Below are 18,207 nucleotides of genomic sequence, written 5' to 3'. Positions count from 1 at the left end.
GACCTGCCAGGAGCGCGGCGCCCACCAGGGCCCGGGTATGTACCGACCGGGCCATCGTCGCGTTGCTCAGGGGTGCCGGCGCCGTGGCCGGCGCTGTCTGGCGGGTCGCCGTCGCGGTTTCTGCCGTCCTCGCCGGGGGAACCGGGGACAGGAGGTGGAGGGAGAGCGGGGGTTCGGCGGGCAGCATAGGTGTCACCCCTGGGATGCGTCGTCCAGCAGATGGGCGTGCGGGCCGAGTTCGCCCGGGCGGAGCAGGCGGGCCTCGCGTTGGAACTGGCGGGCCACGCCCCGTACGACATGGCGCATGCTGATCGTGGCGCTGTCCCTGTCCGCGGCGGCCAGGGCGGCGGTGCGTGCCGCCGCCGTGATGCCGGCGCCCGTCATGTCCAAGCGGGCCAGCACGTCCAGGTCCACGTCGGGCGCGAGCGGGGCCTCCTCGGGGAACGCCAGCCGCCACAGCCTGCGTCGCTCGGCGGCGGCCGGCCGGGGGAAGTGGACCACGAAGTGGAAGCGGCGGGTGAACGCCACGTCGATGTTGTCCTTGAGGTTGCTGGTCAGGATGACCAGGCCGTCGCTGGCCTCCAGCCGCTGGAGCAGATAGCCGACTTCGAGGTTGGCGTACCGGTCGGTGCCGTGTTTGACCTCTCCGCGCTTGCCGAACAACGAGTCGGCCTCGTCGAAGAGCAGCACCGCGTGGCTCTCCTCGGCCTGCCGGAACGCGGCCTCCAGGTTCTTCTCCGTCTCCCCCACCCACTTGGAGACGATCTGGGCGAGGTCCACCTTCAGCAGCTCCAGGCCGAGCATGCCGGTGACGATCTCGGCGGACAGGGTCTTGCCGGTGCCGGGCTCGCCGGTGAAGAGCGCCTTGACCCCGCCGTGCGCCGAGCGGCGGGCGAAGCCCCAGGTCTCGGCGATCCGGGGCCATGCGCGGCACGCCGAGGCGATCTCCAGGATCTGGGTGAACTGCACGTGCGGCAGGACGAGGTCGTCCACGGTGCGACGGGGCACGACCGAGTGCACCGCACTGCCGCCGCGTCCCCGGATGACGGTGGCGATGGCGGGCTCCACGTGGTCGACGACCGGCTCCGGGTACCCGTTGCCCGCTAGGCGCGCCCCGGCCCCGGCCACCGATGCCACGGCGCGCAGTTCGCCGCCGCTCATCCGGTAGCGGACGGCCAGGTCTTCGAGGAGCGTGCCGTTCAGGTCCGGCAGGGCGGCCGACCACATCGCCCGGCGGTCAATCAACTCCGGTGTGGGCAACGTGAGTTCAGCGTACGCGCGGGCGGCGAGCAGCCCCGGCGGGCGCCAGGGCTTCAGGCCGGTCAGGCACACCGGGGCCCGCGAGCGGAGCAGGGCGGCGGACACCGCGTCGGCGTGCTGTCGGTGCGCCTCGCCGTGCAGGTCGTCGGTGGGGATCCACAGCAACGCGCCCAGTGCGGCGGCGGTCCGCAGGTCGGCTTCGGGATCGGCGGTCAGGCACCTCAGCGGTGCTCCCGCCGCACGGGCAAGCGCGTGGACGGCGTCGAGCTGGCCGTCGGGCGGGCAGCCCCACAGCCCGGCGAGGTCGATGTCGCCCGAGCCGAGCCCCCGGCCGAGCCGGGTGAGCCGGTCCGAGGAGAGGTACGGGGAGAGAACCCCCGGCTCCTGCTGGGAGACCTCGCCCGGGTCGTGGCCGAGCAGTCCGACGTCCGCGCCCCAGCCCAGTAGGAAGTCCAGCACACCGGGGCCCAGGACCAGTTCCTGGGCGAGCTCGAGCGCGGACTCTCCGTAGGTGCGCAGCAGGCCGTACCGGCGCAGCGACCCGGCCGGTCCGAGCGCGCGGCGCAGCGCGAGGCGGGCGGCGGCGCTCGGCTCCCCCGCCTCGCACTCCGATCCGTCCTCCGATCCGTCCTCCGATCCGTCCTCCGCGCTCAACGCCACCACCGTGACCAGCAGTTCCACACTGGGCAGTCGCCGGTTCAGGTTGTCCACGATGTACGCGTAGATCCGCTCGTAGCCGCGGTCCAGTTCGGGCGCGGCCACCAGGAGGAGGGCGTCCTGCTCGGCGTGGGTCAGGCCGAACCTGGTGGCCAGTGCGTCCAGCGGCAGGGCCCTGCCCTCGGCCGACGCGCGCCGCCTCAGGTCCCGTTCGGCGGCCGGCTCGGGCCGCTGGGGTGCGGCGGGCCCGGCCATGGTGTCGGTGAACGCGCGCACCTCGCCGAGCAGCACCTCGACCTGCTCGTCGGTCACGCAGTACGGTGCGAGGTCCGGCCGGGTGAGGCGAGCCGCGATCCGCGTCTGCCGTTCGACGGCGGCGTGCAGCGCCCGGTGGATGTCCGCGAGGCGGATCCGCAGGTGCTCCAGTGCCGGTTCGCCCATGTGGCTCATCCTCCCGAGAACGTCAGGGTCCGACCGCCCAGCCAGACCACGTCGGGCACGTCGGCGAGCAGGCCGCCGCGCAGCAGGTCCGTGTGGCGCCGTCCCATCGGGACGCGCACCCGGACGGCGTCAGGTTCGAAGCGGACGGTGGCCTCCAGGTCGGCGAAGCGGCTCAGGGCCAGCAGGGGATCGGGGGTCTCCCGACCGCGCCAGAGTCTCCAGGCGATCGTGGCCAGACCCAGGCCGGCGGCCAGGGTGACGGTGCGCTCCAGTCCGCTGTCCTGTGCGAGCGGTACCGCCCGGCGCTCGGTGGCCAGGGCGGTGACCAGGCTGGCGAACCGGTCGGCGTGGCCGGGCAGTTCAGCGGCCAGGCGCGGCTCCGACAGCTGCTGTGCGGCACCTGTCCACAGGGGCGTACGCCAGGGCAGCCGGGTGACCGGATCGCCGCGCAGCGGCCGTACGCCGGTCAGGAACGCCACGCCCGCCGATGCCAGTTCGCGCAGGGTGCCGGGGGGCAGGGGGCCATCGCAGATCAGCACGGGCGGCCGCCCGCAGGCCTGCCAGCACGGCAGCAGCGCCGCGAGGTCCGCCGCCCAGGCGATCGGGAACATGCCCTGGGCGTCGACGAGGAAGAGCCCGTCGTCGGCCCCGGTGAGGAGGAGTGGGTCGGTGAGGTCGTGGCCGCGGCACACCGCGAGCGCCAGGACGCCGTCGAGCACCGGGAGCGCGGGGCGTACGGCGCGGGCGAACGCGGTCAGGCGCTCCTCGGGGACGGGCGGTTGCAGCCCGGCAAAGGCGGCGGCCGCCTCGCTGTCCTGTTCCGCGCGGCGCCAGCCGCGCGCGGTCACGCCCAGGACCTTGTACGCCACTGCCGAGGCGAACAGCGGGGCGTCCTCGGCCAGTTCGACTGCGGCCAGGGCGGGGCCGATCGCGTCGAGGTACCCGATGCGTGCCAGGGGTCCGGCGAGCAGGAACGGCAGCACGGACCCTACGCGTACCTCTTCGGTGGCGCGGACCGCGGCGGCAGCGGCCGCCTGCGGAGCCAGTTCCGGGGCGGCCTGGTCGTGCCCGCCCGCCAGGGACCGCGCCAGCCGCGCCACCTCTTCGTAGTCCGACGACGTCACGTACTCGGCGAGCAGCCCGGGCAGGGCCGCAGGGCCGGCGCCCGCCACCTTGGTGCGCAGAGGCTCGGGCAGCAGCTCGGGGAGCCTTCCGGCACGGGTGCGCCGGGCGAGTTCCGTGAGCAGCCGGGCGGCCGCCGTATCGTCGGCGCCGAGCAGGGCGAGCACGTACGCTTGGAGCGATTCCTCGGGCAACAACGCCAGCAGCGCGTCGAGTTCGCCGCGCTCGGTGAGTTCGCCGAAGAGCGTGGCGGCCGTCGGCTCGGCCCACGGACTCGCCGCCGCGGTGAAGGACTCCTCGAACGACACCGCGTCGCGGGGCGCGTCGCCGGGGACCTCCACCATCGGGACCGGCGCGAAGTGGACCTCGGCGGGCGCGTGCGTCCGGCCGGGCCACCCGGGCCCGCCCGAGCGGACGGTGACGGTCACCAGTTCGGTGATCTCCACGTCCGGGCCGTCGCCCGTCAGCTGCGGCCCGAAGTGGTCTGCCAGCAGCTCCGGGAGCGTGTCGATCACTTGCTGGACCAGGCCGTGCGGATCTGGTCCCCAGCTCCACCCGCCCCGCCGGACCACCGTCACCGTGCACCGGCGCACCGTGATCTCACCGGGCCCGTCAGCGGTCCGTGCGGTGGGTGTGCTCACGTCACCCCCGTCTTATCCAGGCGGCCCGCCCAGCCGGCCACGAGCACCAGGACACCGTGCGTGCTGCCCGGTTTGAGGGTCACCGGCAGTTTCACCTGGGTCTGCTGGGCGGGGATCTCCCCGGCGAGGACATGGGCGTCCTGGTCCTCGGAGACCAGGGCGAGCACCTTGGTGGGCCCGGCAGCAGCGACCCGCACGGTGACGGTGAGCCCGTCCCTTGCCAGCGCGATTCCGTCGTTGCCGGTCCATGATGCGAGGCGCTGCAGCGTGGGTTTGGGCTTGCCCTCGGGGGTCAGTTCGACCCCGAATGCCAACGGGTCGGCGAGGGCGGCCGGTTCGTCGTCCACGGCCGCCACGGCGAGCTGTCTGGCGTTCAGCGGGAGGGTCGCGGTGCGGCCCCCGCCCAGGGAGACCCGCAGCGGCAGCGCGCGTCCGACGAGCGCGGCCACATCGGGCGGGGCGCTCGCGCCGGCTAGGGCCAGCGCGCCCACGGCATGGCCGGTGTCGGCCGAGTACACCACGGACAGAGCCATCGTCAGCCACCTCCGTTTGTCGCCGCGACGGTTGCCACGACGAGGAAGTCGACCGCCCCGGGCCGTTCGACGACCTCGCCCGGGGCCGCCACGGGGTCGTACAGACGTGTCCGGCACCTGACCCTGCGGTCGCCGTCCACGGCGGCTTCTACCGTGCTGACCAGCGTGGAGTCCGTGGCGGGCGGCGGTGTGCGCGGGCTCAGCTGCACGTGGATCACGACCTGGCCGTCGGCGATCTGTTCCGGGGTGATACCGGAGGGCAGCGGCAGCAGCATCCCGTCGGTGGCCGTCCCAGAGGTCACCAGTGTGCTGCCGGCCGGCATCCGGCCGCTGAAGCTGCCCTCGATGGCGAGGTTGCCGTTGGCCGCCACGGTCATCAGCGGAGCGACCGTGCCGCTGCCCTGGTACAGGCCGAAGACGAGGCTCGGCTGGTCGCCGCCGGACAGCACCAGGGCGGGCTTGCCCTCCTGGGCTGAGGGGCCCGTCCGCAGGGTCAGCGAGCCCGAGTGGGCGGAGACGGTGTCCGCGCGCACACCGACTCCGCGCACGCCGACTCCGCGCGCCGTGGTCTCCACGCCGCTGAAGTGGCCGTTGGCCCAGCGGACGTAGCCGAGCAGGACGAGCCAGCGGGCGGGCGGATCGGCCGGCGGGGCGCCGGTCGCGGGCGGGCGCTGCTCGTCGACCAGCCGCTCGTCGCCGAGGCGCCCGAAGAGGATCTGGTACGACTCCTCCACGCGCGTCCTGGTGGCGCCGCCGGTGCACGAGAGGGGCCCGGGGGCCCGGGCCGGTTCCCGGTCGGCCGCGGTGAGGAAGACCGGGTAGGGCTCGTCGGTGGGCCGGTCCGCTCCGTTGACCTCTTCGAAGTCGCTTTCGCGCAGCACGACCGGATCGGTGAGGACCACCTCGCGGCCGGTGCCGTCGACGGCGATCCCGGGCGACACGCTCACTGCGACGTAGCGGGCATTGGTCAGCGGGTCGGTGCGGGGCTCGGTGAGGAGGCCGAGCCCTTCGGCGATGCCCCACTCGTGCAGGTGCCGCGCGTGCCGGACGGCTTGGCCGAGCGCGTAGTCCACCGTGGCCGACAGGTCCGCAGCCGCCAGTACCTGGCCCTCGTGGAAGGCGGGGCGCAGCGGGCCCGTCATGGCTTCTCCCCGGACTTGCGGCTACGGGAGGAGCGGGTGCGCGTGGCCGGGGGCTCGGCCGGCTCGTCCTGGCCCGACGGCTCGCCCGAGGCCCCGGCCCGTGCCTGGTCAGGTGCTTGGTCCGGGGCGCCTTCGAGCTCCGCGAGGCGGGGACCGAGCCGCTCCGGAACCTGCTCCCGAAGCGTGCTCACCTGGGTCTGGGCACTGCCCAGTTGGGTGCGCAGCCCTTCCAGCGTGGCTGTCAGATCCGCGACCTGCGTCCTCAGCACGGCCAACTCGTGCATGCTGTCCGTCACTTCGCTGGGGGTCGTGTAGACCTGTTCGTGTAGTGCCTTGGGCGGTGTCTCCCCGGGTGCCGGGGTGAGCAGCAGGGACAGCATCTCCTCCAGGTCCCCGGTGCGCGGCCAGTCGCCGAGCAGCCCTTCGGCGTACGGCCGTGCCACATCGCCCTTCGGCGGGAGTGTCGGCTTCTGGTGTCGCGGCAGGGGCTGGCAGCAGACCCGTTCGGCCAGTTCACGCAGCCGGTAGAGCTTGGGCAGCCACTCGCCGTATGCCGAGCCGCCCGGCAGCACCTGTTCCCGGGTGGCCGAGCAGATCCGTACGACATCGCAGCCGTCCAGCTCCAGATGCGCCAGCAGGACGTCGGTGTCCGTGCTGTCGCCGCACGGCGGGTTGAGCGTGGCGCACGCCGCGTCGGTCAGGAAGCGGCGCAGCAGGGCGGTCAGGGCCGCCGCCGCTTCGGTGATCTGCTGTACCTCGGCGATGGTCGCTTTCTCCACGCTGTCCGGGGGCGGGGCCGGCAGCGGCGGCGGTACGTCGACGGCGGCGGCCTCCGGCCGCAGCCGGCAGTCGCCGGTCTCGCTCGCCTGGTCCAGGCGGCACAGCAGCCACTCCCGGATCAGGCTGAGGTCCGCGCGGAACTCCACCCGCAGCGCGTGGCTCAGCGGGGTGCCCTGGGCCAGCATGCGCACTTCCAGGGGCGCGTCGGGGTCGCCTCGTTCCGGTACGACCCGGGCCACGGTCTCGGTGACGACCGCGCGAGCGAGCGTGCGGCGCAGGGGGTCCGGCCAGGCCGCTTCCATGTCGGTGCCGCGGAGCCGGTCGCAGGCCGCCCCCAGGGCGCCGCGGGCCTGCTGGACGGTGGCGAGGTCCGGGTACTCCCTTGTGAGCCGGTCCTGCCCGGCCGGGTCGTGGGTGTCGAACCGGGCCACGCCACTGGCGAGGGCGCGGACGTGTTCGGTCATCTCGCGGGCTGCCGGCGGTGGAGGCGGCCCCTCGCCGCCCGCGTTCTCGCGCAGCCACGCCAGGGAGGTGGCGTACCGTTTGGCGTCGGCGGCGTCGAAACGGAACGTCCGGCCCGTGCCGAGCGAGGCGGTGAACAGGGCGTCGAGGTAGTGGCCGAGGCGTCGGTCCCGGGTGCGGGCCAGGCCGGCCCGTGCGAGGTCGCCGATGCTGGCGAGCAGCCGGGTGCCGGGGTTGTGGCGGTGGTCCTCGAAGTCGTCGCACCTGACGACGAAGCGGAACCCCTCCTGGATCCTGGAGGGCACGCAGCCCGGTGAGGGGCAGGGCTCCTCCGTGGCGTACGGCGCCACCGGCTCGACGGAGAGCTCGTGGTAGCGCACATAGAGGCCGTAGCGGCGCCCGCCTTCGTCGTCGCAGTCCTCCCCGCAGTCCACGCCGAGAGCGCTGATGCGCTGTTCCTGCACCAGGGCCCGTACGTCGACCTGTTCGGTGCAGGGCAGCACGATGTCGTTCCCGGCGCAGTCGAGCGCGTGCCCGGGGTGGACCGTCACGGTTCCGCCGCCGCAGGGGGCGCAGGTGACGCCGAGGCCGCAGACGACACCCGGTCCGAACAGGGAACGGTTGCGCAGTCTGCTCTTCGCGGTGGTGTAGTCGACCAGCAGGCTGAGGTCGTCCTCGGTCAGAAGCTGGCCCGCGAAGAAGCGAGGGCGTACGAAGGCGGAGGTCCGGGTGGCGTCGCCACCGCATCCGCATCCGCAGTCTGTGGGCATGATCAGTGCTCCTTCACGAAGAACCAGCTCTCGAAGACGTCCCCGCCCGCACCGGTGCCGGACGTCCAGGGCCCGATGCCGGACGGCGGGAGGTCGCACCCCGCGCGGGCCGCGGACGCGTCCGTGTCGGCGTCGATGCTCGGTACGCGTCCGCCCACATGGGTGCCGTCGACCGGGCGGCAGCAGCGGTCCAGGATGAACGCGGCGCGGACGGTGATCATGACGCGGTCGCCGTCCTGCAGCGTCTCGCGCGTGGTCTGGCGGTAGCGGAACTCCTGGGTGAACTCCCCGCACTCGGCATCCGGTTCGGCGAAGGTGCCGCCCATGTACCAGGTGGAGGCGTTGCGGCCGCTGCCGCCCTCGATCACCTGGAGCTCCACCACTCCAGGCCGCAGTGTGTCGGTGCGCACGTCGGAGGAGAACCGCACCACGAGCCCGGCGTCCTCGTCCTGGGTGCCGAGCAGCGCCTTGGCCTCGTCGACGGTGTAGGTGTGGCCGTGGATCCAGTTGATACCGGTGATCACCGTGGGCAGATGGCGGCCGAACGGGCGGCGCACGTTCATATGGATCCGGTCCTGGCGCACCGGCTCGTGCCGGTCTGCGGAGTCGATCCTGGCCAGCCACAGCGTTTTGTGCTCGCACCGAGAGCAGCAGGTGTCGCAGCGTTCGTCCACCGGCGGCTCGCAACCGGTGACGCACACCTTGTAGCACTCCTCCGTCCAGCCGAACTCGCAGTCGGAGGTGTCCGCGCAGCCGTCGTTGTAGACGGCACGGGTGGCCTCGACGGGCCGCTCGGCGTACCGGATGCCGACCCAGACGGTGTCGGTGTCCCGCTCGTCGGGGGGCAGCGCCTTCCACAGGTCGATCACGCACCCGCCCCGCACCACGACCTCGTTGCCGTCGCAGTCCACGGCGAGGCCAGGGGTGATCCTCACCTTGGCCCTGTGCCGGGTGTGCTCCGGCTCCGCGGCGCTCTCCTCGGCCGGAACGGACTCGCCGGCCGCCGTCGTGTGCTCGTCGCCACCGGGCGCACAGTCGTCGTCCTGCGGCACCGGCTCCACGTGCAGCCCGCACACCACGCCGTAGCCGAGCAGGCAACGCATGCGCAGCTTCAACTTCTCGCGGTGGTACTCCTGTTCACGCTGGAAGTCCCTGGCGCCCAGCATCTGGCCGTGGAAGTAGCGCAGCCTGCGCAGCGGCGGCGCGTCGAACTCCGCTGTCGCCTGTTTCCCTGTCTGGGTCATCGCCCCGTCCTCTCATGACACTTGCGTATGCGCACCGACGGCGGAGACGACTCCCACGCCCACCCCTCGGCGCAATCCTCTGGGTCCCGGCCTGAGCACCCCGTCACGGTTCAGCCGCAGCGGTCTGGTGCCGCCGAGCACGGGTGGCGGCAGCGGGACGAATGCGGTGTCCACGCCGACCGTGGAGCGGGAGCCGACCACGAAGCCCACGCCGCCGGTGCGTACCGACCCCACCGTGTGCGCGGGCGCTTGGCGCTCCACCAGCCGCCTCAGCGCGGTCGCGTCCGCCGATCCGGCGGGCAGCAGCACCCGGAACCGGTGCGCGTGCGCGGTCAGCGGATCGCTGTCCGGATCCCCGAACGCGCGCAGCGGTGCCGCATCCAAAGCCGAGCCGCCGACCCGGAAGCGACTCGCCGAGCGCCCGAACAGCCGTACGGCGCCCAGCCCCTGGCCGGGCCCGGGATCCGGCCCCTGCCCTGGTGCCGGGCCCGGCCCGGCGCAGCCGACGGCCGCGCGCAGCTGCGCCCAGCGGCGGTGCCCGGCCAGCTCGTCGATGACCGGGGTCACCCCGAACACGATGCGCACCGCCTCGCGCAGCGCCCACGGTGTGCCCCGTCGCCGGTACAGCTCCGGGGCCGCGGCCAGCAGCGCACGCCGGGTCCGCGCGTCCCAGCCCGCCTCGAACGACAGGCCCAGCAGTCCGGCGAGCCACGGCAGCACACGATCGGGGACTCCGCCCGGATCGAGGAGGGCCGGATACCGTTCGATGACCCGGTCCAGCTCGGCGAACGTGGCGTCGAACAGGGACAGGAACCGCTCGGTGAAGTCGTCGGCGGCGGGGTCCTGGCGGAAGGCGGGCGGCAACAGGTCGGCGCTGGTGACCCGGGGGAAGTCCAGCCGGATCCGGTGCACGAGCGGGGTCGCGCCGCCGTCGCCCGACAGCCGTAGCCGCAGTCGCAGGAAGCGGCCGGGCGGCTGGTCGGCGAGGAAGTCCCCGACGCCCGCAGCAGCTGCCTGCCAGTCGCTCTGCTCATAGCGGCCGTCCTCGGTCACCACGATCTCGGTGGAGACCGCCGTGCCGGCGGGCACGTCGGCGTCGACGCGCACGCGGTGCCAGCGGCAGCGCGAGATACCGCTGTCGATCAGGGTGGTGAGGTACGAGCCGCCGGTCACATACACATCGGTGGGCCCCGGCACAGTGTCCCGGGGCAGACCCCGCCACGTGTAGCAGTGCGTCTCGGGCCCGTCGGAGCCCTTGTCACCCAGGCAGAACCCATCCGCGTCCAACGAGGTAAGTGTGGACGGCGGCAGGGCCTCGGCCAGTTCGTCCACGGTCGCGGTGCGGAAGGGGCGGCCGTGAGCGCCCCGGTAGATCCTCAGCCGGGCGCCGTCGTCGGTGAGCAGCCATACCGTGCGCTCCGGTCCGGTGCGCAGGCCGACGATCTCGCCCCGGGCGCCGGTGCGCAGCACCCCGCGGAAGCCGCCCGTCGAGTCGAACCGGCGCAGGTCTGTGCTGCCCTGGCAGGCGATCAGGATCTCGTCGCCGGGCGCGAGCGCGGCCCATCGGGGCCGCCGCACCCGGATCACTCCGGCGAGCTGGTCGCCCTCGCGGCGCCAGACGAGCACCCGGTCAGACTCCACCACGGCCAGCCGGTGTCCGCGCGCGGCCACCGAAACCGGCTCGCGCAGCAGGCCCGGGTCGCACTCGAGCGGCCATACGGGGGTGAAAGCCCCGGTACAGACGTCACGGCGCAGCAGCCGCCGCTCCTGGGGCACGAGCAGATACCAGGCGCACGGCCCGCACCCGGGCGCGAGGCGCGGGTCGGGGAACCACGGCAGGAGCTGGGCCCTGGTGGGGCCTTCCGGCGCGGTGCCCTGGTAGGCGAGCCGGATCCCGGCCGGGTCGTCGAACCCGACGATGCCGCCCGTGCCGGGCTCGCTCCCGGCGGGGGTCTCGTCCCAGCCGACGTACGCGTCGAGGAGGCGGAAGGTCGCGGGGTGTGGTGTGCACGTCATGGCCGGTCTCCTACCGGGATGAGCAGGGGGCGCTCCGGCCAGACGAGGTGATGGGGCGGGAGGGCGTGGTCGGTGCAGGGCGGCAGCCGGACTCCGTCGATGGTGAGCGAGAGCCGGGAGACGGCCAGGACTCCGTCGACCGCGAAGAGGCGCCGGACCAGTGCTGTGTGCCGCAGGGCCCCGCCAAACGGCCAGCCCGCGCCGTCCTCCCCACCGCGCAGCGGATCCAGATAGGTACGCACGGCGTCGCCCGCCCTGATCAGGACCGCGGCGCGGTCGAGGTCCGGGTCGAGGGTGATCCAGGACTCGACGGCGACCCGGCGGTACGGCGCGGGGGCCGTCACCACCGTGACCCCGGCGGGGGCGGCTTCGCGGGTGAGGAAGTCGGCGACGGCCCGCAGCGTCGCGGCGGTGGGCACCGGCGGCTCAGCCGGGTCGTGGTCGTCGCCTGGCGGCAGCGGCGGTACGACGAGGACCCCCACAACGCCGGGGATCGGCGCTCCGGCGAAGTCGGGGTGCAGGCCGGGCACGCCTCGGGCGCGGGCCACCGACGCGCCGGGCGAGCGGGTGGCCAGCAGGCCGTAGTCGGCCGGCGCCACGGCCCGGCCCCGGGCGCGCAGTTCGCCCACCCCCCGGCGCATCGCGTCGGCGTCGGGCTCGGCATCTGTGCCTCCCGAGGCCGGGAAGGGGTTGTTCACGCCGACGACGTACGGCAGCGCGGTCACCACCGCGGTGACGGAGCCCGCGCGCACGGCTCCAACGCTGCCGCCGCCCACGCGGTAGCGCACCGCGCGGACGTTGCGGAAGCCGGGCGGGACGGCCGCACCGTGGACACCATCCCCGAAGGTCACCTCGCCGCTCTCGTGGTCCACGGTGAAGACCCGGTCGTCGGCGCCATGGGTGGCCAGGCTCTCCGCCTCCTGCCACCGGGAGGCGGATCCGGCCGTGGTGCCGAACACGTCGGTGCAGCGGTCGTCGTCGACCTCGATGACCACGGATCCGGCGAGGATGGGCACCTGGCTGAGCGTCATGCGTCGGCGGCCGCTTGCTCCGGTGTCCTGGATCGGCTGCAGCGGCTCGTCCCTGATGGTGCGGGCGGCCGTGGCGGCGACCATGTTCAGCCGCAGCCCTGACAGTATCGGCGCCGGTCCGTCGAAGGCGCCGTGCGCGATCCGCAGGCGCAGCCAGCGCAGCGGGGGCCTGGGCCGGGAGCCGGGCGGGCTGCCCGGCTCCCACGAGCGCGGGATGCGCAGCTCGACTGTCCCGCTCGCCCGGAAGGCGGCCGTGGAGTCGCGTACCAGTTCGGCGGGAACCAGCCGGTTGCCGTCCAGGACGTCCCAGCGCAGCAGCGGCGCGGGAGGCAGTGGCAGGGGCACCAGACCACCGGATTCGGCGGGCGCGGGCGGAGCGGCGACGACCACGAAGCCCAGCGTGAGGCTCGGGTAGGGGGCGGCCGTCCCGGCGAGCCCGATCCACAGACCGTTGCCGGGCTCGGGATCGACGCCGAACGGCGCGAACGGGCGGCTGGGCCCGGCCGCTCCCAGCGGCAGGGTCTCCAGCGTTCCCGCCTCCTGCACCGCGAGGGCGGCGAGGGCGGCCGGTGTGGCGTACAGGTCCTGGTCCGTCTCGTACACCACCTGCCCTGCCGGGCCCGGCGCCGCGCTCTGAAACCCGGCGGGTACGAGGACGGAGGCGCCATCGGGCGGGTTCACGGTGAACTCCAGGAGGGCGGCCGCCGCTCCGGCCGGGCGCCGATGCACCCCGGCCGTCGTCAGATGCTCGGCCAGCACCTTCTCCGGCAACCGGTTGACGCGCGTGAGTACGGGTTCCGCCTGGGTGCCGAAGAGGCGCACCAGCGCGACACCGGCATCCTGGCGGTCGGGGTCGGTCCAGTCCGGGGTGTGGCCCGCGATCCTGCCGCGTACGGCCGCGCGGACCGCCTCACGGGTCGCCTCGGTCAACTCGGGCTGGACACCGGTCGGCCCGGGGCCCGGCACGACCCGTCCCTCCTTCTCACGCGCGGCCTTCTCCCACCAGACGTCGCCGGTCATGCCAGCCCCTCTCCCGGTTCAGTGGTGGGCACGATCCGGGTGCGGACCGCCCGCAGGACGGGTAGTTCACCGGGCCCGAGCGGCACTTCCTGGCAGTCCTCATCCGGGGCGGCCCCGTCCAGGCCGATGGCCACAGCGGACACGTCCGCGAGGTCCCCCAGCGCGCGCTGCGCGGCCCGCAGCAGGGCCGAGGGCCGCAGCGGCTGCCCGAACGGCCAGCCGTCCTGGTCGTCGCCGCCCACGAGCGGATCGAGGAAGCGGCGCAGCGCCTCGGTGAGCACGGCGGACACCCGGGCGCGGTCGGCCGGGTCGCCCGACAGGTCGGCGCGCAGCGCCACATCGCGGTAGCTGGGCGCGCGGACGAAGACCTCGGAGGTGAGCAGCCGCGCCCCCTCCAGCCGCTTGGCGACCGCGCACAGCATGCCCGGGTCGGGGCGCGGCGCGGCGACGAAGTCCTCGCGGGCCAGGTCGTCGCGCGGCACCGCCGGCACGAGGTGCACGGTGACCGCGCCGGGCACCGGGGTGCACGGGAAGCCGGGGTGCTCGCCCAGGGAGGCGTATGCGCGCGCGATGGCGACGCCCGGTGTCGTACGGGCGAGGGTGACGAAGTCGTCGGCGGTGACCGCACGGGTCACCTCGCCCAGGGATGCCGCCGCGCGCTGCCGCGCCTCGGCGACGGTCTCCGCCTCGGCGCCGCCTTCGGCGCGTACGAGGCTGGCGGCCGTGATCGCCGCTGTGGGTTCCCCGGCCGGGACCCAGTTCGCGGTGATGCCGCCATTGCCGCCCGGGCCGCCGCCGATCGCGTACTCGACGCTTGCTGCCTGGCCCGGGCGGGGGATGCGGCCGGTGAGGCCGTCGCCGAACACCAGGGCGCCCTCGGTCCGGTCGAGCACGAAGATCCGGTCGGCCGGCCCGCCGAAGGTGAAGTCCGGCACCGGCCACCACTCCTCCCCCGCGAGCCGCAGGCTCGCCTCCAGGAGGCGCTCGGCGGCTTCCGGCAGGACGAGGTGCCGGCCCGGCAGCTTGAGCCAGGCGTCGAGCTGCTCCTGGAGTACGCCGGCGGCGGTGCGCCGCTGACGGTGGTGCGCGGCGGACACGTTGACGGCGAGCTGGAGCAGGCGCGGCGGGGCGGCATGGGTCGCGGTCGGGGTGGACAGGAGGATCCCGCTGTCCTGGGTGGTCCAGCCGGAGGGCGGGTGGAGGCGTACGACTCCGGAGCGCCTGAGCCCGGCCGTGCCGTCCTCGACCTTCTCGAACAAGCCGGAGGTGTCGGTGCCCGGCCGGAACCAGGACCAGGTCAGCTCCGCGGGCGGCGGCACATCGGCGACCGCCCCGGGCAGCCACGACGCCGTGGACGCGGCGGGCGCTTCCAGTTCGAACAGCAGGCTGAGCGGGCCGGGCGCGGGGTGTGCCCCGGTGAGCGGCAGGGTGAACCGGGCCCGGGCGGGAGCGCCGTCGCCTGTCAGGAGCGGGATGCCTCGGCGGGCCCGCAGGTCCGCCGTGCGGTCACGGTCGGCCCATACGGTGACCTCGCCCTGCTCGGCGAGAGGGAAGACGGCCACGTCGTCGTCGAGGGTGAAGACGACCTGGCCCGCCGGGTCGCGGGTGAGCGCCGTCCCGGCGGGGGCGACCGGAACGGCGGTGCCCGTCTGCCGTGCCGCGAGGCACAGCACGGTGGCGGCGGACCGGGCGGGGTGCGGCGGTTCGAGGCCGAGCAGCCGCAGTATGGCGACGACCAGCGCGTCCGGCACCTGATCGAGCCAGTACAGTCGCTGTTCGAGGAGATAGGCGAAGAGTTCGAGGAGGGTGACACCGGGGTCGACAGGCGCATGCAGCGTCCAGGCGCCGTCCGACTCGGCGGGGATCCGGCGGCGGATGGCCGCCATCATGTCGGCCCAGGTGAGGTCGTCCAGCTTGGGCGCGGGCAGGGTCATGTCGTCCTCCCCGCCGCCCCGGTGAGGCCGGTGTAGAACGGGAACACCAGGTTCGCCTTGGTGTTGCTGCGCCGGATGCGGTAGACGACCGAGACGGTGATCCGCGACTCGTCGGCCGGGGCGGCCTCCGCGCGGACCTCGTCCAGTTCCACCCTCGGCTCGTGGTCGCGGACGGCGGCGGAGATCGAGTTCTCCAGGTCGCGCAGGTTCTGCACACTGCCGGGTGCGAACACCAACTCATGGGCACGCGTGCCGAGCTCGGGACGCATGACCCGCTCGCCCGCGCCGGTGAGCAGCAGCGCCCGCAGACAGTGCTCGATGCTCTCCTCGCCGACGGCGTACCCGAGCCGCCCGGACGCGTCGGGCAGGATCGGGAACCGCCAGCCGGTCCCGAGGAACTCCTCGCTCATGCCGTCCTCGCCTTCTTGGCCAGTACGGCGGGGGTGAGCGGCACGGTTGGCGGGCCGGTCGGACCCGCGGGTGAGGGGTGGGTGTGCGTGTTGAACGCCTGGAGCAGTGTGTTGCCGAGCACGAGGGGTTCGGTGGCGCCGCCGCCGAGGTCGATGGAGGGGGAATCGACCGTCACCTTCGGCGCCTTGAGGGTGATCTCTCCCTGCGCGGTCACGGTCACGCTGCCGCCCTCGGCGGCGGTGATCCGGATCGCCTTGCCCTGGTCGTCCAGCTCCACCACGTGCCCGGCGGCCGACGTGATCCGTACGGCGGCCTTGTCCCGTGTGTCGTCGAGGAGCACCTCGTGCCCGTGCCTGGTGCGGATCATCTTCTGGTCGCGGCCTTCGGTGCGGGCGGCGGGCGGCTTGTCCTTGCCGTTGTAGAGGCCCCCGAGCACGATCGGGAACCGCATGTCCCCGTGCACGAAGGCGACGAGGACCTCGTCGCCCTTCTCTGGCACGAACACGGTGCCGTAGCCGTGGCCTGCGTACAGCTGGCTGACGCGGATCCAGTCGGTAACGGTGACGTCGTCGAACCACGGGAACTTCAGCTTGACCCGTGCCTCGTCGTCGCCGTCGTTCTCCACGACGAGGGCTTCGACGACGCCGTAGTACCGCTTGTCGGTGGAGCGGGCCCGCGGTGTGGTCCTGGTGGTCACTGGTCCCCCTGGTGGATGCGCCGGCCGGTGAACTGGGTGAAGAAGCCACCGATGCCGAGCGTGTGTTCGACGCGTTTGACGAAGTACGTGCCGGAGAACCGGCGTCCGAGGCCGTAGATCTCCAGGTTGTCGCCGGGCCGCAGTTCGGGCAGGCCCGCCACCTTGCCGGTGGCGGTGATGAACTCGTACGCGCGTTCCCGCAGCAGGCTGATCGCCAGTTCGCGGGCCTCCTGGTCGCTGCTGACCGGAGCGTCCACCAGGACCTCTTGGCGGCCCTGCAGTGTGGACTCGGCGACCTGCGGCCCGCTCTGCCCGTCGGCGGTGTTCTGTCCGGCGGGGAGGTTCTCGGCGGTCGCGGTGAACGCAATGGGCTGTTTGGTACGGGGGTCCCAGCCGCGCACGGTGACCTTGCTGACCTGCTGGGACACCGTCAGCGTCGGGGTGAATTCCATCAGGTTGGGGATCAGCCCATCGGGCTGGGCACTGGGACCGGTGGACAGCCCCGGCGCGTAGGCGAGCCGGTACACGCGAATGGGGCGGCCATCGCGGCCGTCGGTCGGTTTGATGAAGTAGAGCGTGTCCTCGCCCGACCTGGGGTCCGGCAGGATGTAGCAGTCGAAGTCCAGCCTCTTGGCCCGCTCCAGCAGGAACGTCGCGTCGTCCTGGTTCTTCTGCACCACGCGGTCGTGCGTGGGACCTTCCCTGGTGACCTCGATGCGCAGGTGGTTGCGCTGGGCGATCTGCTCGGCGATCCGCCAGTCGGGCAGATTGCGGTAGATCTTGGTCTCGTTCTCGGTGGGCTTGCGGTCCTTGAGCCTCAACAGCCCGTCCACGCCGCTCACCTGGACGGTGGGCGACGCGCTCTCGGTGAACTTCGGGCTGAGCGTGGAGATGGTGCCGGTGGCGACGGTGAGCAGCTTGTCGGCGTAGCCGAGCCGGACCGATACCCGGCCGCCGAGCTTGAAGGTCGGCGAGTCGCTGTGCTTGAAGCGCAGGTTGGCGTCGTCCCAGTTGTTGAGGGTCAGGTCGAAGCCGGACATCTCGTCGATATCCCTGTTCACCTTGATGTCGATGATGTCGTTCTTGGTGGACGGGTCCATCTCCAGGCCCTCGATGCGCACCTCGAACTCGGGCGCGTACCGGTCGGGCGAGGCGACCTCGGGCGTGGGAGAGCTCATCGGGCGCTCCTCACGGCAGCCGGGGCACGGTCAGCACCCGGCCCGGCCGTAGGTCCCGTGGATCGCTGATCCCGTTGGCGCGCGCCAGCTCCCGCCAAGCGTCGGGCCGTCGATACAGCGCGCTGGAGATGGAGCTGAGCGTGTCGCCGCGGCGCACCACATAGCTCTTCTCCACCGTGGGCGAGGAGCGCGGTGTGCCGGCGACCTGCACGGCGGCCGTGCGGTACTCCTTGAGGGAGAGGTCCAGCAGGGCGCGCAGCGGTACGCCGTCCGGCCGGAACAGCTGGTAGTTGACGTCGAGTTTCTCCACGACGCCGGTGAAGACCTCTTCGTCCCACACGAACCGGACGATCGGCGGCGCGTGTTCACGGCTGTCGGGCTTCAGCAGGTTGCGCAGGGCGTCGACGTAGGCCTTGCGGACGTTCTCCAGGGTGTCGGAGGTGTCGACGAGCGCCTGGACGGTGAGGGTCTCGGTGCCGCCGCGTACGTACTGCAGGGGCGGGGTCTCCAGGCCGGGGATGGTGATTTCGGCGAAGGTGTTGGACTTGCTCAGCTTGTAGTCGGTGGGGTTGAACCGCAGCGGAATCCGCCGCTTCCGCTCGTCGGCGATCACTGGCCGGACGATCTCCAGGCGGGCCTGGGCCGCGCCCTGGCGGGCGAAGGACACGGGCGTGACGCTCATGATCAACCCTCCTCGTCGCCGAAGCGGCGTTCGGTCCGGGTGTGCTGGGCGCGGGCGCACTCGTCCTCGTACAGCTTCGACCAGGCCTGGATGTGCTTGTTGAACAGGCGGGTGAACACGGCACCGTCGTCGCCGTCCACCTGGAAGCGCACTTCGAGGTGGTGAATGGTCACCTTCGGCACGTCG

14 protein-coding genes are annotated in these 18,207 nt (G+C 73.2%); all 14 read right to left on the bottom strand.

Annotated elements, in window-relative coordinates:
- Positions 1-192: 192 nt before the first annotated feature.
- The 14 genes from OG293_RS36765 to OG293_RS36700 are packed head-to-tail and all read right to left on the bottom strand — an operon-like array spanning position 193 to position 18,203.
- Positions 193-2,358: an ATP-binding protein gene (locus OG293_RS36765; protein WP_406003081.1), complete on the bottom strand. Its 2,166-nt coding sequence runs from the start codon at positions 2,356-2,358 to the stop codon at positions 193-195.
- Positions 2,359-2,363: 5 nt separating this feature from the next.
- Entirely contained in the window at positions 2,364-4,121 is a 1,758-nt protein-coding gene (locus tag OG293_RS36760; RefSeq protein WP_406003080.1) for a hypothetical protein, read from the bottom strand.
- The gene (locus OG293_RS36755) at positions 4,118-4,654 is read right to left on the bottom strand and encodes a hypothetical protein (protein WP_406003079.1); all 537 of its coding nucleotides are present in this window, start codon (positions 4,652-4,654) and stop codon (positions 4,118-4,120) included. Before OG293_RS36755 ends, OG293_RS36760 begins: the two co-directional genes overlap by 4 nt.
- A 2-nt stretch (positions 4,655-4,656) precedes the next feature.
- A complete protein-coding gene (locus OG293_RS36750) occupies positions 4,657-5,796 on the bottom strand; it encodes a hypothetical protein (RefSeq protein ID WP_406003078.1) in 1,140 nt (379 codons plus the stop codon).
- Positions 5,793-7,808, bottom strand: coding sequence for a hypothetical protein (locus OG293_RS36745; RefSeq protein WP_406003077.1), 2,016 nt, complete (start codon positions 7,806-7,808; stop codon positions 5,793-5,795). The genes OG293_RS36750 and OG293_RS36745 overlap by 4 nt, the downstream gene beginning before the upstream one ends.
- Before the next feature lie 2 nt (positions 7,809-7,810).
- Positions 7,811-9,052: a hypothetical protein gene (locus OG293_RS36740; protein WP_406003076.1), complete on the bottom strand. Its 1,242-nt coding sequence runs from the start codon at positions 9,050-9,052 to the stop codon at positions 7,811-7,813.
- Between the two features lie 12 nt (positions 9,053-9,064).
- A complete protein-coding gene (locus OG293_RS36735) occupies positions 9,065-11,068 on the bottom strand; it encodes a phage tail protein (RefSeq protein ID WP_406003075.1) in 2,004 nt (667 codons plus the stop codon).
- Entirely contained in the window at positions 11,065-13,119 is a 2,055-nt protein-coding gene (locus OG293_RS36730; RefSeq protein WP_406003074.1) for a putative baseplate assembly protein, read from the bottom strand. The genes OG293_RS36735 and OG293_RS36730 overlap by 4 nt, the downstream gene beginning before the upstream one ends.
- Complete coding sequence (locus OG293_RS36725) at positions 13,116-15,053, bottom strand: baseplate J/gp47 family protein (protein ID WP_406003073.1); 1,938 nt, start codon at positions 15,051-15,053, stop codon at positions 13,116-13,118. The genes OG293_RS36730 and OG293_RS36725 overlap by 4 nt, the downstream gene beginning before the upstream one ends.
- Positions 15,050-15,463 (bottom strand): GPW/gp25 family protein, encoded by a 414-nt coding sequence (locus OG293_RS36720; protein ID WP_406003072.1) that lies wholly within the window; start codon positions 15,461-15,463, stop codon positions 15,050-15,052. Before OG293_RS36720 ends, OG293_RS36725 begins: the two co-directional genes overlap by 4 nt.
- Entirely contained in the window at positions 15,460-16,161 is a 702-nt protein-coding gene (locus OG293_RS36715) for a phage baseplate assembly protein V (protein WP_406003071.1), read from the bottom strand. Before OG293_RS36715 ends, OG293_RS36720 begins: the two co-directional genes overlap by 4 nt.
- Complete coding sequence (locus OG293_RS36710) at positions 16,158-17,339, bottom strand: phage late control D family protein (RefSeq protein WP_406003070.1); 1,182 nt, start codon at positions 17,337-17,339, stop codon at positions 16,158-16,160. The genes OG293_RS36715 and OG293_RS36710 overlap by 4 nt, the downstream gene beginning before the upstream one ends.
- A gap of 10 nt (positions 17,340-17,349) precedes the next feature.
- Positions 17,350-18,021 (bottom strand): LysM peptidoglycan-binding domain-containing protein, encoded by a 672-nt coding sequence (locus tag OG293_RS36705; RefSeq protein WP_406003069.1) that lies wholly within the window; start codon positions 18,019-18,021, stop codon positions 17,350-17,352.
- 2 nt (positions 18,022-18,023) lie between these two features.
- Entirely contained in the window at positions 18,024-18,203 is a 180-nt protein-coding gene (locus tag OG293_RS36700; protein WP_406003068.1) for a putative phage tail protein, read from the bottom strand.
- Positions 18,204-18,207: the final 4 nt, after the last annotated feature.

This window comes from Streptomyces sp. NBC_00829, assembly GCF_045161795.1.
In the GTDB taxonomy this organism is placed as follows: domain Bacteria; phylum Actinomycetota; class Actinomycetes; order Streptomycetales; family Streptomycetaceae; genus Streptomyces.
The sequence above is the reverse complement of the archived record's forward strand: the minus strand, read 5'-3'. Positions and strand labels throughout refer to the sequence as shown.